Annotated in this window: 29 protein-coding genes; 9 read left to right on the top strand and 20 right to left on the bottom strand. The window is 70.0% G+C overall.

The features are described from left to right. Window positions 1–9: 9 nt before the first annotated feature. The 4 genes from MKK54_RS19130 to MKK54_RS19115 are packed head-to-tail and all read right to left on the bottom strand — an operon-like array spanning window position 10 to window position 2,534. The gene (locus tag MKK54_RS19130; protein ID WP_244013132.1) at window positions 10–384 is read right to left on the bottom strand and encodes a succinate dehydrogenase; all 375 of its coding nucleotides are present in this window, start codon (window positions 382–384) and stop codon (window positions 10–12) included. Beyond that, complete coding sequence (locus MKK54_RS19125) at window positions 381–710, bottom strand: succinate dehydrogenase (protein WP_244013130.1); 330 nt, start codon at window positions 708–710, stop codon at window positions 381–383. The genes MKK54_RS19130 and MKK54_RS19125 overlap by 4 nt, the downstream gene beginning before the upstream one ends. Beyond that, window positions 707–1,492, bottom strand: coding sequence for a succinate dehydrogenase/fumarate reductase iron-sulfur subunit (locus MKK54_RS19120; protein WP_244013128.1), 786 nt, complete (start codon window positions 1,490–1,492; stop codon window positions 707–709). The genes MKK54_RS19125 and MKK54_RS19120 overlap by 4 nt, the downstream gene beginning before the upstream one ends. Window positions 1,493–1,496: 4 nt before the next feature. Next, on the bottom strand, window positions 1,497–2,534 hold the full coding sequence (locus MKK54_RS19115; protein ID WP_244013126.1) for an ABC transporter substrate-binding protein: 1,038 nt from the start codon (window positions 2,532–2,534) through the stop codon (window positions 1,497–1,499). Between the two features lie 120 nt (window positions 2,535–2,654). Between MKK54_RS19115 and MKK54_RS19110 the strand changes: the two genes are divergently transcribed. Further along, window positions 2,655–3,401, top strand: coding sequence for a GntR family transcriptional regulator (locus tag MKK54_RS19110; RefSeq protein WP_244013123.1), 747 nt, complete (start codon window positions 2,655–2,657; stop codon window positions 3,399–3,401). Here the strand turns inward: MKK54_RS19110 and MKK54_RS19105 are convergent, their stop codons facing one another. Together MKK54_RS19105 and MKK54_RS19100 are read right to left on the bottom strand one after the other, a co-directional pair. Then, the gene (locus MKK54_RS19105) at window positions 3,402–4,265 is read right to left on the bottom strand and encodes an ABC transporter permease (RefSeq protein WP_244013121.1); all 864 of its coding nucleotides are present in this window, start codon (window positions 4,263–4,265) and stop codon (window positions 3,402–3,404) included. 28 nt (window positions 4,266–4,293) lie between these two features. Beyond that, on the bottom strand, window positions 4,294–5,088 hold the full coding sequence (locus MKK54_RS19100; protein WP_244013119.1) for an ABC transporter ATP-binding protein: 795 nt from the start codon (window positions 5,086–5,088) through the stop codon (window positions 4,294–4,296). 796 nt (window positions 5,089–5,884) lie between these two features. On the opposite strand from MKK54_RS19100, the gene MKK54_RS19095 reads away from it, so the two are divergent. Beyond that, a complete protein-coding gene (locus tag MKK54_RS19095; RefSeq protein ID WP_244013117.1) occupies window positions 5,885–8,017 on the top strand; it encodes a molybdopterin-dependent oxidoreductase in 2,133 nt (710 codons plus the stop codon). A 117-nt stretch (window positions 8,018–8,134) separates the two neighbouring features. Here the strand turns inward: MKK54_RS19095 and MKK54_RS19090 are convergent, their stop codons facing one another. After that, window positions 8,135–8,278: a hypothetical protein gene (locus MKK54_RS19090; protein ID WP_244013115.1), complete on the bottom strand. Its 144-nt coding sequence runs from the start codon at window positions 8,276–8,278 to the stop codon at window positions 8,135–8,137. A 327-nt stretch (window positions 8,279–8,605) separates the two neighbouring features. Here MKK54_RS19090 and MKK54_RS19085 point away from each other — a divergent pair, with 327 nt between their 5' ends. Together MKK54_RS19085 and MKK54_RS19080 are read left to right on the top strand one after the other, a co-directional pair. After that, window positions 8,606–8,881, top strand: a complete 276-nt coding sequence (locus tag MKK54_RS19085; RefSeq protein ID WP_244013113.1) for a hypothetical protein — start codon at window positions 8,606–8,608, stop codon at window positions 8,879–8,881. A 25-nt stretch (window positions 8,882–8,906) separates the two neighbouring features. After that, window positions 8,907–9,122, top strand: coding sequence for a hypothetical protein (locus MKK54_RS19080; RefSeq protein WP_244013111.1), 216 nt, complete (start codon window positions 8,907–8,909; stop codon window positions 9,120–9,122). Between the two features lie 55 nt (window positions 9,123–9,177). On the opposite strand, the gene MKK54_RS19075 is transcribed toward MKK54_RS19080, so the two are convergent. From MKK54_RS19075 to MKK54_RS19065, 3 genes are all read right to left on the bottom strand, one after another. Next, window positions 9,178–9,384: a hypothetical protein gene (locus tag MKK54_RS19075; RefSeq protein WP_244013109.1), complete on the bottom strand. Its 207-nt coding sequence runs from the start codon at window positions 9,382–9,384 to the stop codon at window positions 9,178–9,180. A gap of 270 nt (window positions 9,385–9,654) precedes the next feature. Next, the gene (locus tag MKK54_RS19070) at window positions 9,655–9,843 is read right to left on the bottom strand and encodes a hypothetical protein (protein WP_244013107.1); all 189 of its coding nucleotides are present in this window, start codon (window positions 9,841–9,843) and stop codon (window positions 9,655–9,657) included. A gap of 235 nt (window positions 9,844–10,078) precedes the next feature. After that, a complete protein-coding gene (locus MKK54_RS19065; RefSeq protein ID WP_244013261.1) occupies window positions 10,079–10,384 on the bottom strand; it encodes a hypothetical protein in 306 nt (101 codons plus the stop codon). Here MKK54_RS19065 and MKK54_RS19060 point away from each other — a divergent pair. Further along, complete coding sequence (locus MKK54_RS19060; protein WP_244013104.1) at window positions 10,358–11,347, top strand: phosphoribosylaminoimidazolesuccinocarboxamide synthase; 990 nt, start codon at window positions 10,358–10,360, stop codon at window positions 11,345–11,347. The genes MKK54_RS19065 and MKK54_RS19060 overlap by 27 nt on opposite strands. Window positions 11,348–11,433: 86 nt before the next feature. Beyond that, window positions 11,434–11,718, top strand: a complete 285-nt coding sequence (locus MKK54_RS19055; protein WP_244013102.1) for a hypothetical protein — start codon at window positions 11,434–11,436, stop codon at window positions 11,716–11,718. A gap of 38 nt (window positions 11,719–11,756) precedes the next feature. On the opposite strand, the gene MKK54_RS19050 is transcribed toward MKK54_RS19055, so the two are convergent. From MKK54_RS19050 to gntA, 6 genes are all read right to left on the bottom strand, one after another. Beyond that, window positions 11,757–13,895, bottom strand: coding sequence for a carbohydrate porin (locus tag MKK54_RS19050; protein ID WP_244013100.1), 2,139 nt, complete (start codon window positions 13,893–13,895; stop codon window positions 11,757–11,759). 446 nt (window positions 13,896–14,341) lie between these two features. After that, window positions 14,342–14,560 (bottom strand): hypothetical protein, encoded by a 219-nt coding sequence (locus MKK54_RS19045; protein ID WP_244013098.1) that lies wholly within the window; start codon window positions 14,558–14,560, stop codon window positions 14,342–14,344. Between the two features lie 347 nt (window positions 14,561–14,907). Further along, the gene (locus MKK54_RS19040; protein WP_244013096.1) at window positions 14,908–15,507 is read right to left on the bottom strand and encodes a DNA-3-methyladenine glycosylase; all 600 of its coding nucleotides are present in this window, start codon (window positions 15,505–15,507) and stop codon (window positions 14,908–14,910) included. Next, the gene (gene rnhA, locus MKK54_RS19035; protein ID WP_244013094.1) at window positions 15,504–16,256 is read right to left on the bottom strand and encodes a ribonuclease HI; all 753 of its coding nucleotides are present in this window, start codon (window positions 16,254–16,256) and stop codon (window positions 15,504–15,506) included. The genes MKK54_RS19040 and rnhA overlap by 4 nt, the downstream gene beginning before the upstream one ends. A 101-nt stretch (window positions 16,257–16,357) precedes the next feature. Beyond that, complete coding sequence (locus MKK54_RS19030) at window positions 16,358–16,966, bottom strand: DUF1989 domain-containing protein (RefSeq protein WP_244013092.1); 609 nt, start codon at window positions 16,964–16,966, stop codon at window positions 16,358–16,360. Continuing rightward, window positions 16,956–17,654, bottom strand: coding sequence for a guanitoxin biosynthesis heme-dependent pre-guanitoxin N-hydroxylase GntA (gntA, locus tag MKK54_RS19025; protein WP_244013089.1), 699 nt, complete (start codon window positions 17,652–17,654; stop codon window positions 16,956–16,958). Before gntA ends, MKK54_RS19030 begins: the two co-directional genes overlap by 11 nt. A gap of 219 nt (window positions 17,655–17,873) precedes the next feature. Between gntA and MKK54_RS19020 the strand changes: the two genes are divergently transcribed. Then, window positions 17,874–19,133, top strand: a complete 1,260-nt coding sequence (locus MKK54_RS19020; RefSeq protein ID WP_244013087.1) for an App1 family protein — start codon at window positions 17,874–17,876, stop codon at window positions 19,131–19,133. Between the two features lie 188 nt (window positions 19,134–19,321). Here MKK54_RS19020 and MKK54_RS19015 read toward each other — a convergent pair whose 3' ends face one another. The 4 genes from MKK54_RS19015 to MKK54_RS19000 form a co-directional block, all read right to left on the bottom strand. Continuing rightward, window positions 19,322–20,101, bottom strand: coding sequence for a TetR/AcrR family transcriptional regulator (locus MKK54_RS19015; RefSeq protein WP_244013085.1), 780 nt, complete (start codon window positions 20,099–20,101; stop codon window positions 19,322–19,324). Window positions 20,102–20,169: 68 nt separating this feature from the next. Further along, complete coding sequence (gene proC, locus MKK54_RS19010) at window positions 20,170–20,988, bottom strand: pyrroline-5-carboxylate reductase (protein WP_313898400.1); 819 nt, start codon at window positions 20,986–20,988, stop codon at window positions 20,170–20,172. Then, complete coding sequence (locus MKK54_RS19005) at window positions 20,985–21,488, bottom strand: YbjN domain-containing protein (RefSeq protein WP_244013083.1); 504 nt, start codon at window positions 21,486–21,488, stop codon at window positions 20,985–20,987. Before MKK54_RS19005 ends, proC begins: the two co-directional genes overlap by 4 nt. 302 nt (window positions 21,489–21,790) lie before the next feature. Then, window positions 21,791–22,069, bottom strand: coding sequence for an accessory factor UbiK family protein (locus tag MKK54_RS19000; protein ID WP_244013081.1), 279 nt, complete (start codon window positions 22,067–22,069; stop codon window positions 21,791–21,793). 284 nt (window positions 22,070–22,353) lie between these two features. Here MKK54_RS19000 and MKK54_RS18995 point away from each other — a divergent pair, with 284 nt between their 5' ends. Both MKK54_RS18995 and MKK54_RS18990 read left to right on the top strand, forming a co-directional pair. Beyond that, entirely contained in the window at window positions 22,354–23,082 is a 729-nt protein-coding gene (locus tag MKK54_RS18995) for a response regulator (RefSeq protein WP_244013249.1), read from the top strand. Then, window positions 23,079–24,512: an ATP-binding protein gene (locus MKK54_RS18990; protein ID WP_244013079.1), complete on the top strand. Its 1,434-nt coding sequence runs from the start codon at window positions 23,079–23,081 to the stop codon at window positions 24,510–24,512. The genes MKK54_RS18995 and MKK54_RS18990 overlap by 4 nt, the downstream gene beginning before the upstream one ends. Window positions 24,513–24,550 lie beyond the last annotated feature (38 nt).

The following is a 24,550-nucleotide window of genomic DNA, read 5'->3' as shown; positions in this document are numbered from 1 at the left end:
GGTTGGCGTTCAGGCGCCGCCGAGGAGGAACAGCAGCCCGACCGCCAGGCCGGCCGCCACGCAGGCCGAGACGATCAGCGCCGTCCGCTCACGGGTGGCGAACCATTCGATGGCCAGCACGCGCAGTCCGAGGACCATGTGCAGGGCGAGCGCGCTGACGAGGCCCCATTCGGCCGCGCGCACGAAGCCGTTATGGGTCAGCCCGAGGAAGCTCTCGAGCCGGTCGGCCCCCTGGAGCGCGGTTCCCAGCGCGATGAAGTGCATCGGCAGGAACAGCGCGAGGGCGATGCCCGACAGGCGGTGCAGGAGGGCCGCCGCGAAGCCCGCGCGGGGACGCGCCGCGCCGCGCCGGGGCAGGGGGGCGGACTGCGTCCCGGCGCTCATGCGACGTAGACCGCGAGGGCGGCGCGCAGCCCGAGGACGACGAGGAGCGCCGCGACGCCGAGCATCGCGCCGTCGAGGGAGCGTCCGCGCCAGGGCGTCCACTCGCGCAGGATGCTGCGCAGGCCGATGGGGGCATGGATCGCCGCCGCGACGACGAAGGTCCCGTAGAACAGCAGGAAGGCGAGGTTGCCCTGGGTGCGGCCGAGGATCTCCCCGGCGGTGAGGCCGCCGCGCACGGCGTACAGGATCGTGCCGAGATGGACCGCCACCGCGACGGCGAGGATCACCGCGGTGCCGCGCTGGGCGACGTAGAGGAGCGGGCTCATGCCGACCTCCGGAAATGCCGGGCGCCGAACCGCCGCAGCGCGGTCCGCGCGGTCTCGCGCTTGAGGCCCGCGATGGCGAAGGTCGGCGCCAGCGCCTTCGGGCAATGCTCCGTGCAGCTCATGTGGGTGTGGCAGGACTGGCAGCCGGCATCCCCCGAGACGGCGTCGAGGCGGGCCTCCCGGCCCTGGTCGCGGACATCGTTGATCAGGGTCCAGGCCCGGTTGAGGGCGGCGGGGCCGAGATAGTCCGGGTTCCACGAGACCACATCGCAGGCGGCGTAGCAGACCCCGCAATTGATGCACTCGATGCCCGCATCCACGGCGCGGCGCTCGGGGGAATCCGGTGCCACCACGGCGAAGTCCCCGAGCGGCGTCTCGCCGGGCTCGAAGGCGCCGTGCGCGGCCGTCCACTTGGTGAAGAACGGCTCCATGTCGACGGCCAGATCCTTGACCACCGGCAGGTTGCGCAGGGGTTCGAGGGTGAGGGCGTCGCCCTCCGCCACCGCCGCGACCCGCGTCCGGCAGGTCCAGCGCGGGCGCCCGTTCACCATCATGGCGCAGGAGCCGCACATGCCGACCCGGCAGGCGAAGCGGTAGGCCAGCGTCGGGTCCTGCTCGCGCTGGATCGCGGTGACCACGTCGAGGATGGTCTGGGCGGGCCGCCGCGCCAGGGTGAAGGTCTGGAACCCGTCGTCCCGGCGGATGCGGACCGTCAGCATCGCGCCGGCCGCGGGTTCGACGGTCGGATCCCTGGGCGCGGCGTTCGGAACCGGGGCGTTCATGCCTCTATCGCTCCGCCTTGGCGGCGGCGCCGGGGAAGAACAGCTCGCCCTGATCGGTGGCCTTGGCGCCGACGAGGCCGGCGCGGTTCATGTAATCGAGATAGGTGAGCATGTTCAGGGGCGCGCTGGTCCACTGGGTCTGCGGCGCCCGGATGATCTCCACCGCTTCGGCCTCGCTCAGCCGGGCGTTCTCAGCCTTGATCCACAGGGCCGCGACCCGGTTGGGCTCCGCCTTGATCAGCGCCAGGCTCTCCTCGAGGGCGCCCCGGAAGGCGGCCACGATCTTCGGGTTGGCGGAGACGAAGCGGTTGCTCGCCCAGACCAGGTTGAAGGTGTGCGGGCCCCCCAGCACGTCGTAGCTGTCGAGCACCTTGCGGGCGCGGGAATCCTTCAGCTCCATTTCCTGGAAGGGCGGTGAGCCGAAATGCGCCGTGATCTCGGAGCGGCCGCCGAGCATCGCCGTCTGCGCGTCGGGGTGGCCCATCGAGACCGTGAGCGGATCGAGCTTGCCCTGCTGACCGGGCCCGAAGGCCTTCTCGGCCGCCATCTGCAGGGTGATCGCCTGGATCGAACTCTTCACCGTGGGCAGGGCGATCTTGTCCTTGTCGGTGAAGTCCTTGATGGATTTCACCGCCGGGTTCACGGTCACCAGCCAGAGCGGCATCGCGTTGAGGGCCGCCACGCCCTTGACCATCAGGTTGCCCCGGGTGCGGCCCCAGATCGTCAGCATCGGGCCGACGCCGCCGGCGGCGAAATCCAGGTTCCCGGAGAGGAGGGCCTCGTTCATGCCGGAGCCGCCGGTGAAGCGCAGCCACTCGGTCTTGAGGTCCAGCCCCTGCTGCCGCGCGTGCTTCTCGAGGAGCCGCTCCTCCTCCATCACGGTGAGGGGCAGGTAGGAGATGCCGAACTGCTTGGCGAGGCGCACCACGGAGGCCTCCGCCCAGGCGGCCCCCGAACCGGCCAGGAGGCTCGCCGAGACCAGGGCCGCGACCCCGCAGCGCCGCGCGACTCCGCATCGCCGAATGAGACGGCCCAGCACCATGTCGTCGTCCTCCGCGTCGGCCCGAATTCTTCTGGTTCGGTGACCCGGGTCACGATACGCTCGGAACGACCGCTGTCAACGGTCATATGTCATATATATGAGTTACCGATGTCGGACCCGATGCGGACAGCACCCGAGCCTCCGGTCCCGAGCGAGCCGCTGGCGAGCCGCCCGCTCTACCTGCAGGCGCGCGACCTCATGTTGCGCCGGATCGTGGACGGGACCTGGAAGCCGGGCACCTACCTGCCGAGCGAGCCGCAACTCGCGACCGATCTCGGCATCTCCATCGGAACGATCCGCAAGGCGATGGAGGACCTCGTCGGGCAGGGCCTGCTGGAACGCCAGCACGGGCGCGGCACGCAGGTGGTGCCGCATTCGAGCGATCGCTCCCGCTTCCGGTTCCTGCGCTTCGTCCACGGCGACGGTCGGCCGTTCCGCCCCGTGGCCCACGTCCTCGCGGCCGGGGTGGCGCGGGCCGACGCGCAGGATCGGGCCCGGCTCGGTCTCGGGGCGGGCGCGAAGGTGCTGGTCCTGCTGCGCACCCGCAGCGAGGACGGCGTACCGATGGTCTACGAGCGCATCGCGCTGCCCGCGGACCTGTTCGCGCGGCTCGCGCCGGAGCCGGGCCGCGAGATGCTGGAGGAGATCTACGTGCTCTATCAGGCGCGCTGCGGCCACACGGTGGCGCGCGCCCGCGACGAGATCGCGACGGATCGCGCGAGTGCCGCCATCGCGGCCGCCCTCGGCTGTCCGCCGGCGGCGCCCCTGCTCCTCGTGCGCCGCGTCGCGGTGTCCCTGGCGGGCGCCCCGATCGAGTACCGGCAGAGCTGGACGGCCGCGCTGCGCTACCGCTCCGACCTCGACTGATTACGCCTGCATGCCCCAGCGCTGCAGGGTGTGGCGCTCGATGGTCTGGAAGATGAGGTTCTCGACGCACAGGCCGATGAGGATCACCGTGAGCAGGCCGGCGAAGACGTTGGGGATGTCGAGCATGTTCTTGTTCTCGAAGATGAACCAGCCCAGCCCCCCCGACCCCGAGCTGACGCCGAAGACGAGTTCCGCCGCGATGAGCGTCCGCCAAGCGAAGGCCCAGCCGACCTTCAGGCCCGTCAGGATGCTCGGGAAGGCCGCCGGGATCAGGATCTTGGTGATGAGCCGGCTGCCGCGCAGGCCATAATTGCGGCCGACCATCTTCAGGGTCCGGCTGACCGAGAGGAAGCCCGAATGGGTGTTCAGGGCGATGGCCCAGGTCACCGAATGGACCAGCACGAAGATCAGGCTGCCGTTGCCCAGGCCGAACCAGATCAGCGCCAGGGGCAGCAGGGCGATCGCCGGCAGGGGATTGAACATCGACGTCATCGTCTCGAGGAAGTCGGTGCCGATGCGCGAGCCGATGGCGATGCCGGTGAGCAGGGTCGCCAGCAGGATGCCGAGGGCGTAGCCGATCAGCAGGACCTTGATCGAGCCCCAGGCCCGCATCACCAGCGTCCCGTCCGCGACCCCGTGGGCGAAGGCCGTCACGGTGGCGGTGAAGGTCGGGAACAGGAGGTCGTTGTCGAGGAAGCGCCCGTAGGCTTCCCAGATCAGGGCCAGCACCGCCAGGATCGCGAGCTTGCGAAGCCAGCCGTGGTTGTACAGGCGCTCGGCCGTCGAGAGCGGCTTCTCGACGATGGCGCCGCCGTAGCGGCCGCTGCCCTCGCGGACGATCTCGGGACGGGCGGGACGGAGCATGACGGGGGACAACAGCGCTTTCGCGGTCCTAGACATTCTCCGCCTCCTTGATCTCTTCGGAAAACAGCATCTGATGGATGCGCTGCTCCAGCAGCATGATGTCCTGCGGTGATCCGGCCGTGTTGAGTTCGGCCTTGACCTCGCCCGGATGAGGCGAGAGCAGCAGGATGCGCGAGCCGATCTTGATGGCCTCGGGGATCGAGTGGGTGACGAACAGGACCGTGAAGCGCGTCTCCTCCCACAGGGCCAGGAGTTCGTCCTGCATGCGCCGGCGCGTCAGGGCGTCGAGGGCCGCGAAGGGCTCGTCCATGAGCAGGATGTCGGGTTCCATCGCCATGCCGCGCGCGATGGCCACGCGCTGCTTCATGCCGCCCGAGAGCATGTGGGGATAGCTGTCGGCGAAGGCGCTGAGGTTGACCTTGTCGATGTAGTGCATCGCCCGCTCGTCGGCGGCGGAGCCCGACAGGCGCCCCGACGCCTCGAGGGCGAAGACCACGTTCTGGCGCACGGTCTTCCAGGGCAGAAGCTGGTCGAATTCCTGGAACACCATCATCCGGTCCGGGCCGGGACCCGTGACGGTGCGGTTCTTGAGCCGGATCTCGCCCTCGGTTGGGGCCATGTAGCCGCCGACCGCCTTCAGCAGGGTGGACTTGCCGCAGCCCGATGGTCCCAGCAGGACGAAACGGTCGCTCGGGAAGACCTTGAAGTCGACCTTGTAGGTCGCCGTGATGAGGTGATGCGGCGTCTTGTACTGAAGGGTCACCCCATCGACTTCGAGCAAGGGCTCAGCGAAGTCCGATGGCAAGCCTGTCACCAAGCTCATAACATCCTCCCTTAAGCCACGCGTGAAGCGGCGGTCATTCTTGAGACTGAGCGGTCTGGCGCCGCTTTTCACTGGATCTCCGCTTCGGCTGGCGACCGATGCGGGTCCTTTCCACCAGGGCCGCCGGGATGCCTCGCGGCAATCGCAGACCTTGGCCGTGCCGTTCGATCGCGCGGGACCGACGACGACCGCACTTCGATACCAAGCGCGATGCGACGTGTAAACATATTATCTGTCTTTTATAAGACAGGTATAAAAACCTACACGCGCGTTCCATCGAAGAGCATCGGTCGGTTGCCCGGCTCGAATGATCCACGCCCGGGCCGGGCCACTTTGCAATCGTTCCAAGGGCATGCATCATGAACCACAAGGTTCAGGAGGACGCCACGCCGTTGGATGCTCTGTTCCACGCGGTCTCCGATCGGACCGAAGGTGCGATCCTCCACCGCTTGTCCGCGCGCGCACAGGCGAACGGCACGCTGGCCGAGCCCTTCGACTTGGCCTTCGAGGCCGTAGCCACGCCCGTGGTTGTGCCGGAGGGCCTCGATGCGACGCAGGATGGGCGCGATTGTCCACGGCCGGTTCCGGCGCGGGTGCCTGCCCGTCCACGAAGCGCCCCGCGCGACGCTGTCCGGGGCCCGGAACCGCGCGGAGACGCATCGGCTCGGCCGCGTTCGTGGCCGCCCACGCCCTGGGCTGGCCGCACTGCCGCGCCCGATTCCAGGGCACCCTCCGGTCGCGCCCGCATCCGAAACAAGAACAAGAAAAGAACCGGTTTCAATCAAGGGAGAACGAAATGCTCGACGATGCGACGACCCGGCTCGGGGCCTGCCCGCATGACTGCCCCGACACCTGCTCGATGATCTACACGGTCGAGGCGGGCAAGCTCACGAACGTCCGGGGCAATCCGGACCACCCGATGACCCGGGGCGCGCTCTGCGCCAAGGTCAAGGATTTCGACAAGCACCACTACAATCCGGACCGGGTGCTCTACCCGATGCGGCGCTCCGGGCCGAAGGGCAGCGGCCAGTTCGCGCGCATCACCTGGGACGAGGCCCTGGCGGAGATCCACCGGCGCTTCACCGGTATCGTCGAGACGCACGGGGCCGAGGCGATCCTGCCTTACAACTACCTCGGCAACGAGGGCGTCGTGCAGGGCCTCACGGTCGGCGACGCGTTCTTCAACCGGCTGGGCGCCACGGTGGCCGAGAAGACCTTCTGCGGATCGGGCTCCTGCACCGCCTGGCTCCTGACCGTCGGCCCGACCAACGGCACCGATCCGATGAGCTTCGCCCAGTCGAAGTACATCGTCATCTGGGGCTGCAACTCGGTCTCCACCAACATCCACCATTGGCACGTGGTGAAGGAGGCGCAGCGGAACGGCGCCAAGGTCGTGGTCATCGACCCCTACCGCTCCCGCACCGCCAAGGAGGCCGACTGGCACCTGATGCCGAGGCCCGGCACCGACGGCGCACTGGCTATGGCGATGATCAACGTCATCATCGCCGAGGGCCTGACGGATGCGGATTACATCGCCGAGCACACGGTCGGCTTCGAACCGCTGAAGGCGCGCGCCGCGTCCTTCACGCCGGATTACGCCGAGACGATCTGCGGCATCCCCGCCGCCGACATCCGCCGGTTGGCGCGCGAATACGCCACGACCCGCAACGCCGCGCTGCGTCCCGGCATCGCCGTCGAGCGCAGCGCGGGCGGCGCCCAGGCGCTCCGGGCGATCTTCTCCCTGCCGGCGCTCACGGGCTCCTGGAAGGACCCGGGCGGCGGCGTCTACCAGATGCCGCTCTGGGAATTCCCGATCCACTTCGACCGGATCTGCCGGCCCGACCTGATCCCGGAGGGCACGCGGGCCCTGAACGTGCTCAAGCTCGGAGAGATCCTGACCGGAGAGACCGACATCGAGCCCGGCATCCATGCGCTGATGGTCTACAACGCCAACCCGGTCTCGAATTCGACCGAGACCGAGAAGATCAAGCGCGGGCTCGCCCGCGAGGACCTGTTCACGGTCGTCAGCGAGCACTTCGTCACCGATACCGCGCGCTACGCCGACATCCTGCTCCCCGCCACCATGGCGGCCGAGCACGACGACATGATGTTCTCGTGGGGGCACTTCTTCTTCACGCTGAACCAGAAGGCCATCGAGCCGCCCGGCGAGGCGGTGTCCAACGCCGAGCTGTTCCGACGCCTCGCCAAGACCTTCGGATTCCAGGAGCCGCAATTCTCGATGAGCGAGACGGAGCTCATGGAATGGTACCTCGACTGGGACAGCCCCAAGCTCGGCGGCATCGACATGGCCTACTTCCGCGAGCACGGCTATTATCGCCTGAACATCGGCGAGCCCGAGACCCGGACCCCGCATGCCAAGGGCAACTTCCCGACGCCGTCGGGCAAGTGCGAGTTCTTCTCGCAGAGCGCCGTCGACAACGGCAACTTCGTCGCGCCGCCCTTCCGGCAGATGTACGCGCACAAGCAGGGCGGCGAGGCCCTCGATCCGCTCCCCGGCTACGTGCCGGCCAACGAGCGTCCCGAGACCAACCCGGACCAGGCCCGGCGCTATCCCCTCAACATCGTCTCGCCGAAGAGCCACGGCTTCCTGAACTCACAATACGCCAACGAGGCGCACAAGATCCGGTCGCAGGGTGAGCAGGCCATCCTGATCAACCCAACGGATGCCGTGACGCGGGAGATCATCGAGGGCGCGCTGGTGAAGGTGTTCAACGACCGGGGCGCCTTCCACGGACAGGCCCGGGTCACGGACGACGTGCCGCCCGGCATGGTGGTGGCCTCGCTCGGCTACTGGCACTCGCTCAATCGGGGCGGAGCGGTGAACGTCATCAGTTCCTCGATCTACGGCGGCATGGGGCACTCGCCGACCTACAGCGACAACCTCGTGCAGGTCGGGCTGGCCCAGTAGGGGGTCGGGGACGGATACCGGGCCGCTTCGCGGGTTGGACAGGGATCGAAAAAAGGGCCGGCGCCCTGGGGCGCCGGCCTCGAAGAGGTTCGAACGGATCGTGCCGAGGCGGCTCGGTTAGAGCGGCTCGACGCCCATCTCGAAGACGCGCGCATGGTGCTCCAGCCAGACCTGGATCATGTGCGCGAACCAGCCGCGGGCCGGAGGGGCGGAGGTCTCGGCGGCCGACAGGTCGATGGCGGCGGTGGACGGGGTGCTCATGGGTTACTCTCGGGTTCGGTCGTGGTCTGACCCGAGATTGACCCCTGTGGTGCAGTGCAGCAATCGGTTTGTGTGCAAGTGCGATATGCGATGCAAGCATGACATTAGCGAAATATTCACGTTTGCAATCAGGGGCATGCAAAATAGGGCAGGCTCGAGCGATCCGGCGCTCGAGGCCTGACGGTGGAGCGCTTCGGTCTTTCGGCCGTAAACCCTTGGGACCGAGCCGGATCTTTCGTCGCAGGAACAGGCGTCGAACGCCGGGGTTCATGCCATGTCCTGCCGTCTCGGGATCTGTGTCCCGGTCTCGAAATCTGGAAGAGCGCGATGAAGAGCCGAGCGATCCTGGTGAGCCTGAGCGCACTCGCAATGCTGGTGACGTTGCCGGCCATTGCCCAGGGCGTGTTTCCCTATGAGGGCCGTCGGGGCGTCATCGTGCAGAACCAGCCCAACACGACGGGCAACAGCGGTGACGTCGTCATCTCCTACGGCGCCACCGGGGCGGATACGGTGACCACGAATTCGGCCGCCGGGGGCAATGCGAGCCGGCCCGAGCAGGCTTTTCCGAACGGGAGCGCCAATGGCGGACCGGGCGGACGGTAAGGCCGCATCCGACGCGATCGAGTCCGTGCCTCCGCGCTGCGTGCATTACGTCGGCTTCCGGGACGATCGCTACTGCCATGCCTTCCGGATCTTCGGTGGGCCGCGTGTCATCCACCGCCGCTGGGACTTCTACGCGACCCGCGACGTCGCGCCCGGTGACGTGGTGATCTTTGCGGAGGGCGACGAGACGCAGCCGGTGGCGGAGCGCAATGCCACGGATCTCGACGAGCGGTGGCTGTAGGCGAAGCGACCACTCGGACGGCGCTGAGATGCGACGGGCTCCGCACGCGTAAGGTTCAGGAGGCCGGCTCGATGTCGTCGCGCGAGGGCTCGTAGGTACACCAGTGGCAGTAGCCCTTGTCCGCCACCTGCGGCGCATTGCGTTGCGAGCAGTGCGGACAGATCAGCAGTGAGAGCTTCGTGCCACGCAGACGCGCGAAGCCACGCCCCCGGAAGGTGACGCCTTTCGGCTCCGCCGAGACGGGGGAAGGGGGCTGACTCATGCGGTGATTCTCACGATGCGGCACGGGGACCAACGGCTGGAAGCGCCAGAGGTTCGTTCGCGTGCCGCTCCGCCGGAATTTCGGACAGGATAGGGTGTCCGAAACGATGCGCCGGAACGCGGGATGAAGTGTGCCCGCCGAACCGTCTATTGAAGACCTCCTGAAGCTTGGAGGCCGAACCTTCCCCCCGCCCGGCTCCGGCCGCGGCGGTTTTTTGGTGCCGGGCTCTCGGGCAGGCCACGTCCTGCCCCATCCGATGCCGGCCGGCGCTCAAGGTTTGCGGTCGCTGTCCAGCTGCTGAAGCAGTTCGGCCAGGCGGGGATCGAGCGGCTCGTCGATGATCGGCTCGTAGAGCGCCTGCAGCTGCCGCCCCAGGCGAAGGCGGGTCGCATCGTTCAGGATCGGTCCGAGGGGCTCCTCGGTGAACGCGCTTGTATCGTGCGGATGATCGCTGGCCATCCCCCATACTTGGCGGACGATCGGTGTCCGGCAATGGCGGGCGCCTCGTCGCCGGCATGCGCGAGCGCCCGCCTCTTGGACATGCGCGAGCGCGCGCCCCGTGGAACCGCCGTTGCCGTCGTTCCGTGTTCGCGTGCCCCCTGCCGGAACGTGCCTTCCCGTGACCTGCGCATCCACGAGGCACCGGGAACGGAAGAGATCGCAGCCGGATTATCCTCTCAGCATGGACCGGAGCCTACAGATGAAGCTTTTCCAGATCAGGCAGCGTTCGACCGGAGCGATCCTCTGGGTCGGCCCTGCGAACGACGCGGGCAATGCTTTGGATACGATGGCGCGCGAGGCCGGTTTTCGCGATGCCACCCATCTTCCGGCGCATGTCCGCAACGGTGGATTCCGGACCGCGCCCCTCGACCTTTGAGGCGGCCTTTGAGGCGGCGGGCTGGAATTCGAAGCGCCGTGCGCGCACAAGGCGGGCAGTCCTGTCGTCCCCCTTGAGCCGCATGGAGCGCCCCGGATGGATATCGCCGATCTTGCCCGCCACGCGCATCAGGTTCTGCGCGACGCCACGCTGCCCGAACTGCCCGACCATTATCGCGGCAAGGTGCGGGACAATTACGACCTTCCGGACGGCCGGCGCATCCTCATCACCTCGGACCGGATCAGCGCCTTCGACGTCGCGCTGGCCGCCATTCCCTTCAAGGGACAGGTCCTGACGCAGACGGCCCGGTTCTGGTTCGAGCGCACCGCCGACCTCTGCCCCAATCACGTCCTCGCCTATCCCGATCCGAACGTGGTCGTGGGACGCCGGCTCGCCATCCTGCCCGTCGAGATCGTGGTGCGGGGCTACCTTGCCGGCACGACCTCGACCTCGATCCTGACCCGCTACAGGGCCGGCGAGCGGACGATGTACGGGCACGACTTCCCCGACGGGATGCGCCCCAACCAGCGCCTCGCGCGCGCGATCCTCACGCCGACCACGAAGGCCTTCGACGGCGGGCACGATGCCCCGCTCACCGAGGCCGACATCCTGGAGCAGGGCCTGCTCACGCCGGAGCAGTGGCGCATCGTCTCCGAGGCCGCCCTGGCGCTGTTCGCGCGCGGGCAGGCGGTGGCCGAGGCGCGCGGCCTCATCCTCGCCGACACCAAGTACGAGTTCGGCACCGATGCGGACGGACGCATCGTGCTCGCCGACGAGATCCACACCCCCGACAGCAGCCGCTACTGGTTCGCCGAGAGCTACGACGCGCGCTTCGCCGCCGGTGAGGCGCCCGAGAGCTTCGACAAGGATTTCGTGCGCAACTGGGTGGTGGCCCGCTGCGATCCCTACCGCGATCCGATTCCCGAGATTCCCGCCGAGGTCGTTCTGGAGACGGCGTCCATCTATATCCGGGCCTACGAGACGATCACGGGGGAACGCTTCGTGCCGCCCGACCCCTCCGAGCTGCCCCTGGACCGCATCCGGCGCAACATCGCGGCGTATCTCGGCACCGAACCCGCGCTCTGACTCTCGGGCGTGCTGCTTCGTATCGTCGCCTCGCCGGAGGCGGCGGGTCCGCTAACCTTCCGTCCTGGACAAGGACGGGCGGACCCATGAGTGCGGTTCATCTTCTCGGGCTGACGGCCCTGGCATTCCTCGCGCCCCTTCCGGTGGAGCGCGACCGGCTGCCGGACCCGCCGCGCGGAGTCGGTTGGGCGATCGGCGCGATCGTGGCCCTGCTGCTGGTGGTGACGGTGGTGCCGCTGAGCCTGGCGCTCGCCGACAAGTGGGCGATGGATGCGCGCGCGGCCGAATGCAGGGCCTCGGGCGGGCGGTTCGTGCCGGTGCCCTCGGCCGTCGGGCGCGACGGCCATCGCTGCGAGGTGTCGGCCCGATAGCGCACGATCCTCATCCCGGACCTTGCTGAGACCGACTGTCAGAAGTCGGCGTGGATGCGCGTGCCGAAGAAGTCCGCCGGCCCGCGATCCTTGTTGTAGGCCGGGTTCACGACGTGCTGGTAGTTGAAGGACACCGTCAGCGTCTTGTTGAGGGCCAAGGCGTAATAGGTCTCGAAGGCGCGTTCGGGCGCGTAGTTCAGCCGGCCGTCGCCGATGAGCAGCCCGATGCCGCCATTGGCGAAGAAGGCGCGGTGGCTCTGCGAGATGCCGTTCATCGACGTGCCGAGGCCCACCGTGTCGCTCGGACGGCCCCAGGCGGTGCCCTTCAGCGAGACGCCGCCCGAGACGGACCGGTCGATATCGGTGAAGGACAGGCTCTCGGCGCGGCCGTCATTGGCGCTGACCCGGGCGAACACCCCGAGGTCGGGCGTCACCGCCTGTTCGAGGTTGAGGTAGAAGCCGGTCTTGCGCCGGGCCGCGCGGGTGGCGGCGGCCGCGTCGTTGATGTCGCCGAACACGCCCGCCTGCGTCAGGCCCACGACCTCGCGAAAATCGGCGGTGTTGCCGACATTGGTGAAGAAGCCGATCCGCAGCTTGCCGGGCTGTTCGAGGACGGGGAGCACGTGGCGCTCCTCGAATTCGATCGTGGTGCCGGCCCGGCGGAACACGCGCGGGTCGAGGACGTCGCTCGACGGCTCCTTCGGCACTTGGGTGTAGGCCGCCCGGATCGCGAATTCGGCGCGGTTGTACTCGACCATCACGCCTTGCGTGAAGCCGGGCAGGTTGGCGGGAAAATCGTAGGCGCCCGAGGCCCAGATGCCCCAGTTCATGAAGTCGACGCGGGGATCGTGGGCGTAGACGTTGCCGTCGAAGTAGTCGCCCAGCGCGAACTTGCCCGCCACCACGGTGATCCGCTCGATGTCGCGCCGGGTTGCGACCTGGTTGGGGCCGTCGGGCACGTCCTCGGTCTCGCCGCCGAGGCCGAAGGTCTGGCGCACGAAGTAGCGGTTGGAGCGCAGCTTCGGGAAGGGCGCGCCCGCCTTCTGCGCCTCGCCGTTGACGAAGCCGGCGACGCCCAGCGTCCGGCTCAGGCCGAAGCCCTGCGAGAATTCCGGATTGTAGTAGAGTTCCGTGCCCTCCAGGAGCTTGAGCCCCAGGAAGGCGGTGGCGGTGGTGGTCGACTGGACCTGATGGCCGATCAGGCTCGCCGGCCCGGTATAGGGCGCGCGGAAGCCCGGCACGCCCTGCGCCACGAAGGTGGTCTGGCCGTGCAGCGAGAAGCGCTGGTCGAGATCGTTGCCGCCCGCATCCTCGGCCTCCGGCGGCAGCACCAGCCCGCCCGGATGCCAGGACAGGCGCGCCATCATCTGGTGCGAGGTGAAGCCGGCCTGCGTCGAGACCGGGCCGCCGCCAACGCCCGGCACCGCGCCGAGATCGAAGCGGCCGCTGCCGCCGAGATCGACGTAGCGATAGTCGATCCCGAGCGCGATGTGCTCGCTCACGGCGAATTGCACGCCGGCCCCGAGGGTGAAGCCGAGATAGGAGAGGTCGCGCCGCGCGGTGGCGGCGCCGCCGGCGTCGAGATCCGGATAGGTCGCCAGCACGCGGGCATTGGCGCCGGCGAGACCGAAGCTCGCATAGACCAGCGCCCGGTCGAAGGCGTAGCCGAGGCGGCCGCGCAGGGTGCCGTAGACGTCGGTCTTGACCCGGATCAGCCCGAAGGCCGGATCACTGTCCGCGTAGCCGAAGCCGGGCGCGCTCGACGAGACCGAACGCTTGAGGTTGGCGGCGGACAGATCGGCCTCGATGCCGTAGAGCCAGGGGCCCGTCTGCCAGTTGTAGCCGCCGAACAGACCACCGACCGCCGTGGTCGCGTTGCGCCCGAGATCCGCCCGCCCGGTGGCGTCGCCGGTCTTGAACGCCGGCACCGCGCGGTTGCCGATGGTGGTGTCGCGAAAGTTGAAGGCGCCGTAGGAATTGCCGCCGCTGCCCTGGATGCCGAGATAGCCGCCCGACCAATCCACGAAGGCCGGCGCCGGACTGGCCGGCTTCGGGACGCTCAGGTCGGCCGCCGAGGCGCCGGTGACACCGGAGAGCCCCGCCACCGTGACCAGAAGGCGGGCGGCGGACGGACGCCGCGCGCGAGGGGCGCGCCCGAAACGATGCCGTGGTGTCATGCTGCCCCTCCCGCTCATCGTGTCGATATAGACGATGCTATAACTGTGACAAAGGGGTTTGAATCGGCTGCCGCAGGATCGGCGTGGATGTTGCCCAATCGCCGCACCGGGCTCCCGCTAGGGTTCATCCATGACGGTTTGATTACGAAGCCCGGGCGATGCGCGTGCCCCCCGAACGGGGGATGTGGGGCAGGGACCCGCCGGCTACCCTCGAGGCCTCCAAGGTTTCGGACCTCCTCGGCCCGCTCGGCTCGCGCCGGTGCGGGCTCCCTTTCGTCGTCGGTCCCCGCCGGTCCCGGTGGGGCCTTCGGAACGGCGGCGCGCGGGAGCGGGATGCCGCTCATCCCAACTCCGCTTGCTCCCTTCGGAATGGCGGATTGGAGCTTCGCTCAGGCGCCGCGCGGGCTGAGCGATCCTGTCCCCGCTTCGATCAGGCGGCGACAGGATCAGGCGTTTCCGGTCTCGATCTGCTCGATCAGGCCGGTGAGTTCCTGGATCCGCAGGCGCAGGCCCTCCATGGTGCTCGCCTCGGTGTCGCGCAGCGCGAAGCCATCCTCGAACTGCCGGCCCTCGGGATGAGGCTGGCTGTCGAGGGCTTCGAGTTCCCGGATCAGGCGGTCGCGCTCGGCGGCGTAGTGGTGGGTCCGGTCATCGGTGGCGGGCATCGTCGTCCTCCTCGCGCCGGCGCGGCGCGACCGGCGTCATGCCTGGACCAAACCGGCGGACCCGTTCCGGGGTTCACCGGCGGGCACGAAGCCAGGATCGGAGGCACGTCACGGAACCCGCCTGCCGCGAACCCGTTGACCCGGCGACCCAAGCTCGATGACCTGAACACCCGCCCGGCTCTGATGCCGTGGCGGGTTTTTTTCGGCCGCTTGCGCGCCTCGGGCCGGCTTCCACCCGTCCGACGCGGCATCACGGCTGCCCGACGGCGCTTTGTCGGTGCGCTCGAACGCGGGCCCCGGAGGCGGCGTCGGAACGCCTTCTTCAAGGTCCGCGAGAACCGGTTCCCTCAGCCGGCCGCCGTCGCGTGGCGTGACGGCGGGCGGCTGACATGGCGCGAGCCGGCGAGGAGGAAGCGCCAGGGCGTCTCGACCCCGCGCGAGATGCCGATGCGGCGGTCGGCGATCCGGCCGGGGACGGTCTCCGGCCCCGTCAGAGCGAAGGGACTTGCGTCGAGGGCGGCGCCGTCGAGGGCAGCGGTGATGCCGAGCGCCTGGCAGAGGCGGCCGGGGCCGGCGCAGAGCAGGCGCGGCGCCACGGTGCCGCGTCGCTCCGCCATCGGCCCCAGGCCGTGGCGCGGCTCCAGCGCCCGGATCAGCACGGCGCTGCCGGGCTCGCACACGAAGTTCAGGCACCAGTGCAGCCCGTAGGAGCGGTAGACGTAGGCGTGGGCGGGCGGCCCGAACATGCTGGCATTGCGCCGGGTCGGCCCGTTGACGCTGTGCGAGGCCGGATCGGTGGCGTCGTAGGCCTCCGTCTCGACGATGGTCCCGCCGATCCCCAGCACCCGAAGGTCGCAGCCGATGAGCTCGGCGGCGACCCGGGGCGCCGGCCGGGCGAAGAAGCCGGCGGCGAGGGGAGGGCCGATCGCCTCGCCCGCGTGGCTCACGGATCGACGCCGGCGCCCTTGGCCCCCCGGACCTCCGCGCGCGCGCGCTCGAATCCCTCGGGGCCGAGGTCGAGGGCGAGGCGCACCGCCCGCTCCACATAGGCCTGCGGCGTCAGGCCGGACGCCTTGGCGGCCCGCGAGACCTCCAGGCCGAGGCCAAGATCGAGGGGGATCGAACTCGTGCGCGGCGGTGCCGGCTCGGCCGTGGCGGGTGCGGTCGCGAGGGCCGCCGGCGAGGCGGCCGCGCGGAGTGCGGCTGTCCCGGTCAAGGGAATCTGCCCGGTCAGGGGCGCGGGCCCCCCTTCGGCGCGCGGGGTCAGGCCGAGGGCCTCCCGCCGCCCCTGGGCCGCGAGCCGGTCGGCGCGCTCGTTGCCGACCTCGCCGGTGTGGCCCCGTACCCAGGTCCAGCGCACGTCGCGGCGCGCGGCGAGGCCGTCGAGCTCCTGCATCAGCTCGACGTTCTTCACGGGGCCCGTGGCGGTGCGCCAGCCCTTGGCCTTCCAGCCGCGCATCCACTCGGTCACCGACTTGATGACGTACTGGCTGTCGCAGCGCATCTCGATCTGCGCGCCCTCGGGGAAGTGGCGCAGGCCGTTGATCGCCGCCGTCAGCTCCATGCGGTTGTTGGTGGTGGCGCGGTCGCCGCCGCAGAGTTCGATCCGGCCGCTCTCGGCCTCGATCACCACGCCCCAGCCGCCGGGGCCGGGATTCGGGTCGCATCCGCCGTCGGCATAGACGATGGTTCGCATGGGGCTCGCTTCGACCTGTTCGGGCGGCGCTGTCCCGATGGGGGCGCCGGGGCTTCCGGGCGCCGCCCATAGCACGGGTGCGGCCTGCCGTGGCACCCGCCTCAGGCGCGGGCCGGCGCGATGCGGTAGCGGATCGGCTTGAAGCTGTTGTTGTTGGATTGCAGGGCCGAGCAGGCGGTCAGTCCGATCACGAGGTCCTGTTCTGCCTCGAAGGTGACGTGGTCGCCGGCCCGGCTCAGCGGCGGCTCCACCTTCAGTTCGCCGGTCCCGCCATCGACCGTGACGTTCATGAAGACGTTGAAGGCCACGGGAATCCGGTCCGGCGCGACGCCGTAGGGCGCGAGCGCCGCCGCGAGGTTGCCGAAGCAGCCCCGGTGCGGATGCGTGTCGCCGTAGATGATCCGGAAGGTGTCGGCCGAGCAGGGGGTGAGGAGGAAGTCGTGCCGGCCCACCGTGTCCTCGACGATGCGCAGGAGCACGTTCGAGCGGTTGGAATAGATCGGGTCGCCGGTGGTGAGGTAGATCCGGCCGGCATAGTCCAGGGTCCGGCCGGACGAGATCACCTCGTCGAGATCGCCGCGCACGAAGGCGAGAAGGTCGGCCACCTGCTCGCCACGCGGGTCGATCACGGTGAGGCGCTCGCCCTTGTCGAGGGTGAAGGCGACACCGGAGCGCGGCGCGATCTCGTGCGTCTCGGGCTCAGGCGGCATCCTGGTTCTCCGTGGCACGGCCCCGGAAGGGGCAGACCCAGTCCGCGTCCACGGCCCGGCCGCTGTACTGGCGCGCCTCCGAGGCGTCGCCGTGCCGGGCCAGCATGGGGTTGATCGATCCGGCCAGCGCCTCGTCGCGGGAGAGGATCGCGGATCGCAGCTTCTCGTAGCGTCCCTCGACGCGCAGCTGCTCGAACTGGGCGCGCAGGTTGAACACCAGGACCGGGTGGGAGAAGCGCCGGGCCGGGCGGCTCGCCCCCGGATGCATGCCCACGACGAAGAAGGCCTCGCCGCCGAAGGAGAGCGAGAAGTGCGGATCGTCCGGGTCGGGCTCCACGCGTGTGTCGTAGCGCTGCCCCAGGAACGCGTCCTTGTCCGACAGGGATTGCAGGCGCTCCCAGAGATGGCCCTCGAAGGACTCCTCGTCGATCGCGGTCGGGCCCGCGAACACCACCGCGAAGCTCTGGAACAGGTCGGGCTTGGCGCGGTAGCGGCAGATGAAGGCGAGGAGCGCCGGGTAGAGGCGCGGATCGTCCCAGTTCGAGGCGACGCTGCGGGCCACCACGATCTTCATCTGCCCCTTCGACAGGGCGGATTTCGCGCCCACGCAGGGGAAGGGCTGGCTGCGAACGAAATCCTGGAAGGCGAGGGCCAGCGGATGGCCGCTGTCGTCGGTGGGGAGGTGCATGGGTGCTCGACGCGATGGACACCCCGAAACGCAGGGTGCCGGCGTGAACCTGGGCGGGGAGGGGGAGTTCCCTTCGCGCGACCGCGTGGCACGCCCGGTCCACAGCCGCGTGCTCCGGCGTCTCGACCGGCCGAACCTTCGCCGGCGTCGAGCATTGAGTCCGCGATGCGGAGGCTGGGGCGATACCGATGACGATGGGATCATGACGGGCGGATTCCCATGACGGGCCCGCGCGGGCCCGCGCGCCTCGCCCCCGCACGTCTCGCCAAGGGCGCCTTACGGGCGCTGCGCCTCCTGGCGAAGCCCGTCCGGCGCTCCCAGGGCAAGGCCGGCACGGTGGTGGAGACCTATCGCGGCTACGGGTCGCGCGACGAGGTCTTCCTGATCGGGCGGGTGTTCCGCCAGTCGCAGCGCGGCGCGGCGGCGCGCGACGGGGGCTGGGCGGCCGAACTGCGCGACATCCGGCGGCGGATCACCCGCCGGTCGGTGGCGGGCGCGGTGCTGACCGCGCGATTCTTCGGTTGCGAGGAAACGGTGGTCACGGACCGTGACGGCTATTTCCGCGTCCACCTGCATCCGCGCCTGCCCGCGCCGCCCGAGGCCTCCTGGCAGGCGATGGAACTCGATCTCGCCGGTCCCGAGCCTGTCCGGGCCCTGGGACAGGTGTTCATTCCCGCGGCGAGCTGCCGCCGCGTCGTCATCAGCGACATCGACGACACGATCATGCGCACGGGCGTCGCCAACAAGGTCAAGATGCTCTGGCGCCTGTTCGTGGAAGATGCCGAGAACCGGGTGGCCTTTCCGGGCGCCGCCGCCCTGTACCGCGCCCTCTACGCGGGCCCGTGCGGGGCGGAGGGCAATCCCATGCTCTACGTCTCGCGGGCGCCCTGGGGGCTCTACGACATGCTGAGCGAATTCTTCGCGATGCACCGGATTCCCGTCGGGCCGGTGATGTTCCTGCGCGAATGGGGCCTGTCGTGGAAGAGCCCGCTGCCGCGCAAGGCGGAGGAGCACAAGCGCGAACTGATCGAGCGCATGCTGGCGCTCTACCACGACCTGCCCTTCGTCCTCATCGGCGACAGCGGCCAGCACGATCCCGAGGTCTACGGCCAGATCGTCGCCGCGCATCTCGGCCGGGTGGCGGCGGTCTACATCCGCAACGTCTCGCACGATGCGGGCCGGCTCCGCGAGATCGCGCGGCTCGCCGAGGCGGTGGAGGCGGCCGGCAGCAGCCTCGTGCTGGCGGCCGACAGCCTCGCCATGGCGGAGCACGCCGCCGAGCACGGCCTGATCGCCCGCGCCGCCGTCGCGGACGTGGCCCGCGAATGGGGCATCGTCCCGGAGACGCGCCGCCGCGCCGGCCGGACCCGCGCCCATGCCCTGCAGGACGTCCTCGGCGGGGCCGGGGCGACGCCGCCCAACGTCATCGTCGAGCCGGGGCGGCCCGAGCCGGGGCGGCCTCGGCCGCCGGCCGGGTAAGGCTCGACCAGGCCCCGTCCGGGGGGGACGGACTGCTTCGAGCGATGCACGGTCGACCGAACCGAAAAACCACGCGGACCCGACCGTTGCCGACGTCGCGGTTCGCGCAACACCCGGAGCGCGGATGAGCCGGGGTCTCGCATGCCAAATCCGGTCGATCCCTTCGGGATGGCGGATTCGGGCTTCGCTCAGACGGCCGCCGCCGGATCTCCACCCCGCCGATCGCCCCCGTCCTCGTCGTGGGCATCCTCCGCGTGGCGTTCCCGGCGCGAGCGGCCGCCGCGCTCGAGAAGCGAGCGGCCGAGGGCCCGGAACGGGGCGGTGAGGCGGCGCGCGTCGTCCGCGCGCTCCATGAAGCGCTCGCCGTTGCGGATCTCCTTGTCGAGGCGCGCCATGGTGCGGGCCAGGGCCGGATCGTCGTCGTCGAGCCAGACCTCCACGGTGCGGGCGAAGGCGATCACCACGCCCTGGAGCTTGAGGCGGCCGAGCGGTCCCTCGGTGTTGATGCCGGCGGCCGCCAGCATGTAGCGGTGGGAGTTCAGCGCGACGCCGTTGAGGGCGAGCATCGACAGAGGATCGCCGCGCAGGGCGTACGAGATCCGGCGCAAGGCATCCTTGTAGGGCGTCATCGCGTCGAGCCGGCGCATCAGGACGTCTAACAGGCGTTCGCGGGTCGGCTCGTCGGCGAGGTCGGCATTGTCGCCCTCCAGCACCGTGCGGTCGATGATGCGCGACAGGCCGCCCAGCACCGCACCCTTCGAGGGGAAGAGGTCACGGAATTCCGCGAGGCTCACGCCCGCCTCGCGGGCGATGTCTCCGATTTCGATGTCGTTCCAGGGCTGCTCGGCGGCGAGCCGCATCAGGGCCTCGACGGCAGCCTCGCGCGGCGAGACCTTCGGCGCGGCCGGCGCCGGGAGGGTGTTCGGATGTGGGGTCTCGGTCTCGGTGGTGCCGGGGCGTTTGGCCATGGTCGGTCGATCCTCGTCCAATCTGCCCTCCATGTAGGGTCGGGAGACAGGCTCGGTTAGGTGCGGGGTCAGCCCGCGAGTTCGCCGGCCCGGCGCTTGGCCGCCTCGACCGCCTCGCGCATCAGGTCCGGCAGGCCGCCGCTTCGCATCAGCACGGCGAGGGCCTCGGCGGTGGTTCCGCCCGGCGAGGTCACGTCCTGGCGCAAGGCTCCGGCCTCGCGCGGGTCGGCGTCGAGGAGCGCGGCCGCGCCCGAGACCGTGCCGCGCGCGAGCCGCGCGGCCATCTCGGGCGGCAGGCCGGCCGCCACGCCCGCCTGCGCCATCACCTCCGCGAGAAGGAAGACGTAGGCCGGACCCGAGCCCGACACGGCGGTGAGTGCGTCGATCAGGCCCTCCTCATCGAGCCATTCCACGAGCCCGACGCTGGCCAGCAGCGCGTGGCCCTGCGCCCGCTGCGCCGGCGTCACATCCGGGCTCGCCACCGCCCCGGTCGCGCCCCGCCCGATGCTGGCGGGCAGGTTCGGCATCGCCCGCACGATGGCGTGGGCGCCGGGCAGGCGATCGCGCAGGTTCGCGATGGTCTTGCCGGCGAGGATCGAGACCACCAGGGTCCGCGGCCCGATCAGGGGGGCGAGCCCCGCGGCCGCGCCCTCCAGCCCCTGCGGCTTCATCGCCAGCACGAGGGCCTCGGCGACCGGCGGAGCCGCCGGATTCAGCGTGAGGCCGCGCTCGGCGCAGAGCGCCCGTATCTCGGGCGAGGCCTGCGGGTCGATGATCGTGGTGCGCTTCGGGTCGAGGCCGCCCGCGAGCCAGCCGGAGAGCAGGGCGCCCCCCATCTTGCCGGCACCCACGAGGGTGAGGGAGGCGGGGAGGGCGGAGTGGGTCACGCCTCGCCTTCGGTCTCGAACAGGACGGCGTCCAGGGCTTCGCGGGCGGATTTGCCGGCCCAGAGCACGAACTGGAACGCCTGATAGTAGCGCTCGCAGGCATCCACCGCCGATTTGAGCATCATGGTGCACTGGCCCTGGGTCGGGGCGGCGCCCCCGGTCAGCAGCAGCGAGTGGCGGAACATCACCACGTTGTCGGTCGACCACAGGTCGAAATGACCGACCCACAATTGCTCGTTCACGAGGGAGACCAGGGTCAGGATCTCGGTGCGGCGGCGGTCGGGCACCTTGAGGTCGAAGGCGGAGGCGACGTGCAGCGCCTCCACGTCCTCGATCCAGGTGAAGGCCACGTGGTAATCGGCCCAGCGTCCGGCGACGGAGACCGACATCTCGTCGGTCTCGGCCCGGTCGAAGATCCAGTCGCGCAGCGACGCGAGGCGCTCGACGATGTCGAGGGGATGCTCGTGCCGGTCGTGGTCTTCGATGTGGAGTTGGGTCATGGCGGTCCGTTTTGTCGATCTGCGAGAGATCGGCGAAGTCGTTGTGAACGTCGGTCGGACGACCGGGAACGCCTTGTTCCGGAATTGCCCAAGCAGACCGGAGGCCGGGTGCGGCGGGCAGCGATTCTGTTCGGTCCAGGGCGGCTCGGGTCGAGGGCGAATCAGGTCATGACCCACTATAGACCGCGCCGGACTCGGGTTTCAAAGCGCGTCTGGAACCCGGTGAACAGGAAAGCGACGGTCCACCGTTCCTTCCTGTGCACAAGCGCGGCCGCTCCCGACGCCCGCGAATCGCTCGCAAATCAGACGGCTTCGCTGGCGCCGGCCGCCGGCTCCGTGCCCAGCCGGGCTTCCAGCGCGGCGACGCGGCTCGCCAGGGCGTCGTTCTGGCTGCGCAGAGCCGTGACGAGATCACGCAGCACGTCGAGTTCCTCGCGGGAGGCGATGTCCATGTCGCGGATCAGCCGCTCGATCTGGCCCTTGACCACGGTCTCCGCCTCGCGGCGCACCCCTTGCGCGGCTCCGGCGGCGTCGGTCATCAGGCGGGCGAAATCGTCGAACAGCCGGTTCGAGCCTTGCATCGTCGTCTCCCGAAGCGTCAGGCCGCCATCCGTTCGTGAGGTCACGGGATCGGCGCCTGCCGCATCGACATAGGAATCGGCGCGTTCCCCGGCAATCCATGCGCGCGGTCCGATGCGCCGCCGAGGACGGTTTCCGGCGGTTTCCGCCCCGAGCGGGGCGAAACAGGCGTTTACAAATTCCTAGTGTATCGGCTCCGCGCCGGGGCGCATAATCGCGGCTTGACAGATCCGCGCCAGGCCCGGGCCCAAACCCGGCCGCGGAGGGAGCCGCGATGCTCGGGACCATGACGCAGACCACGACCATCCATCCCCACATCCTCCTGGTGGAGGATGACCGCGAGATCAGCGCGCTGGTCGCGCGCTACCTGCGGGCCAACGAGTGCCGCGTCAGCCTCGCGGGCGACGGCGTCGCGATGGACCGGGTCCTGGCGGATGCGCGGGTGGACCTCGTGGTGCTCGACCTGATGCTGCCGGGCGAGGACGGGCTCAGCCTGTGCCGGCGCCTGCGCGCGCAGTCCCGCATCCCGATCCTGATGCTCACCGCCAAGGCCGAGGAGATCGACCGGATCATCGGGCTCGAGATCGGAGCCGACGATTACCTCGGCAAGCCGTTCAACCCGCGCGAACTCCTGGCCCGCATCCGCGCGATCCTGCGGCGCGGTGCCGGGGCCGAGACCGAACCGGACGAGGGCGTGCGCCGCCTGCACTTCCTGGGCTGGACCCTCGACGTGTCCCTGCGCCAGCTCCTCAGCCCCGAGGAGGCGCGGATCGCCATCACGGGGGCGGAGTTCGACCTCCTGCACGCCCTCTGCCTGCGGCCGGGCCGGGTGCTCTCGCGCGACCAGCTCCTCGACCTGACGCAGGGGCGGGCCGCCGGTCCGTTCGAGCGCAGCATCGACGTCCTGATCAGCCGCATCCGTCAGAAGATCGAGCAGGATCCGCGCAACCCCGAGATCATCCGCACCATCCGCTCGGGCGGTTATCTGTTCACGCCGGAGGTGACGCGCGCATGAAGGCCCGCCGGAACCGCCTGCGCGCCCTGGTGCCCTCCAGCGTCGCCGGGCAGATCGCCCTCCTCATCGTCGCCGCGGTGGTGCTCGCCCACGCCATGGCGACGCTCGCCTTCTTCACCCTGCGCGAGCCGTGGCGGCCCGACGACCATCCGGGCGTCGCCGCGACCCGCCTCGCCACCGTCACGCGCCTCCTCGACGGCGCGAGCCCGGCGGACCGTCCCGCCCTCCTGGCGAATGCCGCCCGGATGCTGCCGACCCTGAAGATCGAGCCCTGGAACGGCGAGAATCCGGATGTCCCGAGTTCGGAGGACGCGGTCCGCGACCGAATCGGCGACCATTCGATGGTCCAGCGCCTGCGCGATGGTTTCGGGCGCCACCTGACCCTCGTCGACCTCTGGGCGGCGCATCGCCCGGCCGACGCCTCCTCGGGGGTGCGCGTCGGGATCGAGACGCCCGGCGGCGCGCGCCTCTCGGCCCTGGTGCCGGACGACGACCGGCCGCCCATGCGCCAGGGCGCCATCATCTTCACCTTCGTGTTCCTGGCGGTGGCGGTGTCGCTGATCTCGCTCTGGGCGACGCGGGCGCTGACGGCGCCCCTGGCGCGGCTGGCGGAGGCCGCGGACGTGTTCGGGACCCGGATGAACCTCGTGGACCTGCCCGAGAACGGCCCGCGCGAGGTGGTCACGCTCTCGCGGGCCCTCGACCGGATGCGCGCCCGCGTGCGCCGCCTCGTCGACGACCGCACGCAGATGCTGGCCGCGATCAGCCACGACCTGCGCACCCCGATCACCCGCCTGCGCCTGCGGGCCGAATTCATCGAGGACGACCACGCCCGAACCATGACCCTGCGCGACCTCGACCAGATGAACGGCCTCGTCGAGGCGGCCCTCTCCTTCGTGCGCGACGGACAGACGCCGGATGGGTCCGCCAAGACCCTGGTCGATCTGGCCTCGGTGGTTCAGACCGTTGCGGACGAGTTCGCCGATATCGGCGCCGATGTCCGTGTCGCCGAGACGCGCCACCTCTTGGTTCAGGCCCGCCCCGACGAGTTGCAGCGCGCGATCGTGAACCTCGTCGACAACGCGGTGAAGTACGGCGGTTCGGCCCGCCTCTCGGTGACGCAGACCGAGCAGGGCGTCGCCGTGGACGTGAGCGACGACGGGCCGGGCATCCCGGATTCCGAGCGCGACGCGATGCTGCAACCCTTCGTGCGCGGCGACCGGGCGCGAAACCTCGATACCGCGAGCGGCTTCGGCCTCGGCCTCTCCATCGTGCTCGCGATCGTGGAATCGCACGAGGGCCGGTTCACCCTGCGCAATCGCGCGCCGCGCGGGCTGACCGCGCGGATCGAGCTCCCGCGCACCCTTGCCGCAACGGTGCCGCCGGCGAGCGCCGTGCTCGACGCCGGCCACCGGGTGGCGGCCGAATGACCGGGGACCGGGCGGCCTGACGACGGCGAGAAGCCCGA

Source organism: Methylobacterium sp. J-068 (assembly GCF_022829445.1).
Classification (GTDB): Bacteria; Pseudomonadota; Alphaproteobacteria; order Rhizobiales; family Beijerinckiaceae; genus Methylobacterium.
This window is presented reverse-complemented; position numbering and strand designations above follow the sequence as displayed.